The sequence below is a fragment of the Lentzea aerocolonigenes genome (assembly GCF_000955955.1).
Lineage (GTDB): Bacteria > Actinomycetota > Actinomycetes > Mycobacteriales > Pseudonocardiaceae > Lentzea > Lentzea aerocolonigenes_A.
In genome coordinates, this window is the sequence record NZ_JYJG01000012.1 from 1 (window position 1) to 4,336 (window position 4,336).

The following is a 4,336-nucleotide window of genomic DNA, read 5'->3' on the forward strand; positions in this document are numbered from 1 at the left end:
GGACGATCCCCGCCGCGTGCGCCGCGGCCAGTGCCGACGCGACCTTCGCCCCGATGCTCGCCGCCTGCGCGGGCTTCATCGGCCCTCTCTCGGCGATGAGCGCCGACAGGCTGTGCGACGGCAGGTACTCCATGACGATCCACGGCTCGTCGTCGGTGCCGACGACGTCGAACACGGCGATCGCGTGCGGGTGGTGCAACCGGGCGGCGTTGCGCGCCTCGCGCATGGCCCGCTGGTGGTCGCCGGTGATGAGCTGCTTGACCGCGACCTCACGCGCCAGCACCTCGTCCCGCGCCCGCCAGACCACCCCCATCGCGCCGCTGCCGACGCGCTCGAGCAGCGTGTAGCGGCCCCCGATGGTGGTTGTCACCCCACGAGACTAATCAATGCCCGACAGCGACCTGGCCGGATCACGCCCAACGGGTGGTGCGAATCGCTCACAACGTCCGTCGGTCACCTCGGCGCACACCCCCAAGGCGACCGGGTGGCGCCCGTCCTGCCGTCGCTGCCCACAACGGCGAGCACCGCGCCTGTCCTCTCACATCGGCTCCAGACCGGTGGGGACACGTGCCTGGTGAGCCGGAACGACATCGCTGCCGCGGTTCCTCTCGCCGAAGCTGCCCACATCGGCGAACACCGCGCGTGGTCTCCGGTGACGAGCTGCCGCACCGGCACCTCGTCCCGCGCCCGTCAGACCACCTGAGACACGCGAGCGACTAGTCGATCGTCGACACGAGCTTCTGCAGCTCCCGCTCGAAGTCGATCCACAGGTCCTCCTCGCCCGGCTGGACGACGTCGTAGGAGCTGTCCAGGAACGCCGCCACGTCCTCCGCGACCGCGCTGAGGATGGCGAACCCGGTGGGTGCGTTCAGCTCGACCAGGACGCGCTCCGGGTCGTCGGACGCGGGGCGGACCAGGATGTCGCCCTCACCGGACGGCGTCAGCAGGCCGTCGGCCAGCAGGTCGCGGGCGAACATCCACTCCACGCGGCCGGTGCCGGTGTGGAAGACGACGGCGACCGCGTAGGGGTCCTCCGGGTCGTAGACGAGTTCGGCCTCGACCGGCGCGGGAGCCGCGCCGGGCGCGAGCAGCTGAAAAGTCGTCCGGGTGGTGACCTTCAGGTTCTCGTTGTTCATGTCGATGTCCTTCCCAGGCTGGTCTCCATGTCCGCTCACAAAGAGGAGACGGCCAACCAGCTCGATAAGGACGCGATTCGTCTCGGAACCATCCTATTGGGGGAGACGTGCGTCTCACCGTTCAGCGTTTGACCAGGTCGCGCGTCTCGTTTGGTGAGATGGCCTGACCTGCCGGGACGGGCTGCTTCCGGGTCAACGCGACGCCCAGGAGCACCACGAGCATGCCCGCGACGACCCTTGCGTTGAGTTGCTCTCCGAGGAAGATCGCTCCAAGGAGTACCGAAACCACCGGCAGAAGGTAACCGACCGTAGTTGCCGTGGTGGCGCCCTCGTCCGCGATGACGCGGTAGTTGAGGATGAACGCGACGCCGGTGCCGAAGATGCCCAGGATGATCACGGCGACCACGCCGACCCAGTGCAGGTGCAGTGGCTCCAGGCCACCGAACGGCGTGGCCAGGATCAGCAGACCCATCGCGGTGGTCAGCTGCATCGCGGCGAGCTGCGTGGAGGTCGCGCCGGTGTTGACCAGGTAGCGGCCGGCGTAGGAGTAGCCGATGGCGTACGAGGCGGCGCCCAGGAGGCACAGCACAGCGCCCCAGCTGGCGATGCTGTTGGCCTGCTGCCACGGCGCGAAGATCAGCAGGACGCCCGCGAAGCCGAGCCCGAGGCCGAGCATCCGGACGAGGTTGCTGATCTTCTCGGTGCCCAGCACGAGCCCGATGGTCAGCGCGAACAGCGGCGTCGTGGAGTTGAGGACGCCGGAGACGCCAGAGTCGACGGTCTGGCCGCCGAACGCGAAGAGCGTGAACGGGACGACGCTGCCGAACGTCGCCACGAAGAGCATGTGACCCCAGATCCGCTTGTCGCGTGGCAGCGACATCCTCGCCGCGGCGAGCACGACGACCAGCACGAGCGCCCCGAAGAACGTCCGCACGAGCGAGATCTGCAGAGGAGCGAGACTCCCCAGCGCGAGCTTGATCCACAGAAAGCTGGATCCCCACAGCAGGGCGAGGACGCCCATCCTGATCAACGTTCCGCGTTGGTTCACGTGTCAACGATGCGCCGTGACACCCGTAATTACAATTTAATTGTTGTGCACAACCGTTAAGCAACGCTGTAAGGTCACATCATGCTGGACGTGCGTCGCATGCAGGTGCTCAGAGCGGTCGTGACCTCGGGTTCCATCACCGCGGCCGCGACGAACCTCGGCTACACCCCGTCCGCGGTCTCGCAACAGGTCGCGGGCCTGGAGAAGCAGGCCGGGTTGCCGTTGCTGGAGCGCGTCGGCCGGGGCATCCGGCCCACCGCCGCGGGGCGTCTGCTCACCGAGCACGCCGGCCGCCTCGCCGACCAGCTCGCCGAGGCCGAGAGCGCCCTCGCCGCGCTGCGCAACGGCTGCGCGGGCACCCTGCGCGTCCGCTACTTCGCCACGGTCGGTGCCGCTCTCGTGCCGCCCGCGGTCGCCACCTTCCGCGCCGAACGCGCCGGTGTCGAGCTCGACCTCAAGCTCACCGAGCCCAAGGACCCGTTCGAGGAGCTCGCCGCGGGCCGCGCCGACGTCGCGATCACCGTCCTGGAGCCGGACGAGCCCGCGCCCCTCGGCATGGTCGCGCGGCACCTGCTCGCCGACCCGTTCTTCGCCGTCCTGCCCCGCGGCCACGCCCTGTCCCGCAAGCGCGTGATCGACCTGGCGGAGCTGGCCGACGAGCCCTGGATCGACGCGGACTGCAGTGCCGCCGGACCGTGCTCGAACCTCGTGAAGAACGCGTGCGCGGGCGCCGGATTCTCGCCGAAGGTCGCCGTCGAAAGCGACGACTACGCGACCGCGCAGGGGTTCGTGGCTGCCGGGCTGGGCGTCACGATCATTCCCCAGCTCGGCCTCAGCTATGCGCACCCCGGCGTTGTTCTGCGCAAGATCCGCAATCCCGAACCGGTGCGGCACATTCACGTCGTCTACCGCGAGGAAGCCGCGTGGAACCCCGCCGTCATCGCGCTGGCGGAAGCGCTGGAGAAGGCCGCGAAGGCCTCCTGACCAGCTGTCACCCGCCGAGCGTCTTGTCGCTGCTCAACAGGAACTGCGGGCTGGCCCACTGGAACGAGATACCGCGCTTCTCCGTGGTCTTGCCGCCGGTCTTCTTCGTGTACTCGACGGTCACTTCCCAGTAGTACTCCGAGACCTCGTTCGCGCTGACGATCTTGGTCGACTTGACGTCGTTCCAGAAGTCCTGGAATGCGGCGTAACCACCGGGGTAGCTGCTCTGGAAATTGCCGTTGCCCATCTTCCAGGCTTCTTCCGGAGAACTGGGCGCGGTGCCGAAGTAGTCGTTCAGGAAGCTCCGCATGTCGTCGGACGACGGCTGGCTCGTCCACTGACCGGCCTTGCCCGCGGACTTCTGCGGCGTCGACGGCTTCGTGCTGTCGTTCGTCTGCTGGACCTGGGTGTTGCCGCCCGCGTTGTTGTCGCCGCCGCCCTTGTCCTTGTTGTTCGAGATCATGCTCGCGAACATGATGCCGATCACCGCGGCCGCGACGATGGCGAGCGCGGTGTAGACGGTCGACTTCTTGCTCTTCGACGACACCGAGGACAGCGTCGATGTCTTCGGGCGCTGTGAGTACTGAGGTGCGGCGGCCGGACGGTGGTTCGGCGGCTGCTGCTGCGTCGGCACTGCCCGAGGGGGCGTGTGCAGGTCGACGCGCGTGGCGTTGGGAGGAGGCGGCGTGGGCGTCAGGGCCCGCGTTGCGGCCTGCTGCTGCGGTTGCTGCTGAACGGGGGTGCCACGCCACGACGGCGGGTGCGTAGGGGCCACCACGGCCGGCGTGAACGCGGCGGCGGCCTGGCCGTTCGCGACGGCGGCGAGCGCGTCGCGCGCCTCGGCCATGGTCGGGCGGTCTTCCGGCTCGGCTCGCAGCAGGCGCATCAGCAGCGCCGTCATCGGGCCTGCGTTGCGCGGCGGGTCGACCTTGCCGGACGCCACCTTGTGCAGCAACGCGATGGTGTTCTCGCTCAGGCCGAACGGCGGCGTGCCCTCGATCGCGGCGTACAGCGTCGAGCCCAGGGAGAACACGTCGGACGGCGAACCGGGGTCGTAGCCCTTGGCGACCTCGGGAGCGAGGTAGGCGGGCGTGCCGGCGAGCATGCCGGTCGCGGTGACCGTGACGTCACCGGTCGCGCGGGAGATGCCGAAGTCGGTGATCTTGAC

At 68.8% G+C, this 4,336-nt stretch carries 6 protein-coding genes; 2 read left to right on the top strand and 4 right to left on the bottom strand.

Annotated elements, in window-relative coordinates:
* On the bottom strand, positions 1–313 hold a 313-nt coding region (locus UK23_RS03590), incomplete at its 3' end, for a protein kinase domain-containing protein (RefSeq protein ID WP_156212714.1).
* A 171-nt stretch (positions 314–484) separates the two neighbouring features.
* Here UK23_RS03590 and UK23_RS03595 point away from each other — a divergent pair.
* The gene (locus UK23_RS03595; protein ID WP_045309897.1) at positions 485–703 is read left to right on the top strand and encodes a hypothetical protein; all 219 of its coding nucleotides are present in this window, start codon (positions 485–487) and stop codon (positions 701–703) included.
* A gap of 13 nt (positions 704–716) precedes the next feature.
* On the opposite strand, the gene UK23_RS03600 is transcribed toward UK23_RS03595, so the two are convergent.
* On the bottom strand, positions 717–1,136 hold the full coding sequence (locus UK23_RS03600) for an SsgA family sporulation/cell division regulator (RefSeq protein ID WP_045309898.1): 420 nt from the start codon (positions 1,134–1,136) through the stop codon (positions 717–719).
* A gap of 121 nt (positions 1,137–1,257) precedes the next feature.
* Positions 1,258–2,184 carry a DMT family transporter gene (locus UK23_RS03605; protein ID WP_045309899.1) on the bottom strand — a complete coding sequence of 309 codons (927 nt, stop codon included), beginning with the start codon at positions 2,182–2,184 and terminating at the stop codon, positions 1,258–1,260.
* 81 nt (positions 2,185–2,265) lie between these two features.
* Between UK23_RS03605 and UK23_RS03610 the strand changes: the two genes are divergently transcribed.
* Complete coding sequence (locus tag UK23_RS03610; protein ID WP_045309900.1) at positions 2,266–3,168, top strand: LysR family transcriptional regulator; 903 nt, start codon at positions 2,266–2,268, stop codon at positions 3,166–3,168.
* 7 nt (positions 3,169–3,175) lie between these two features.
* On the opposite strand, the gene UK23_RS03615 is transcribed toward UK23_RS03610, so the two are convergent.
* Positions 3,176–4,336 (bottom strand): serine/threonine protein kinase (locus UK23_RS03615; protein ID WP_045309901.1); only part of this gene is annotated, 1,161 nt, incomplete at its 5' end.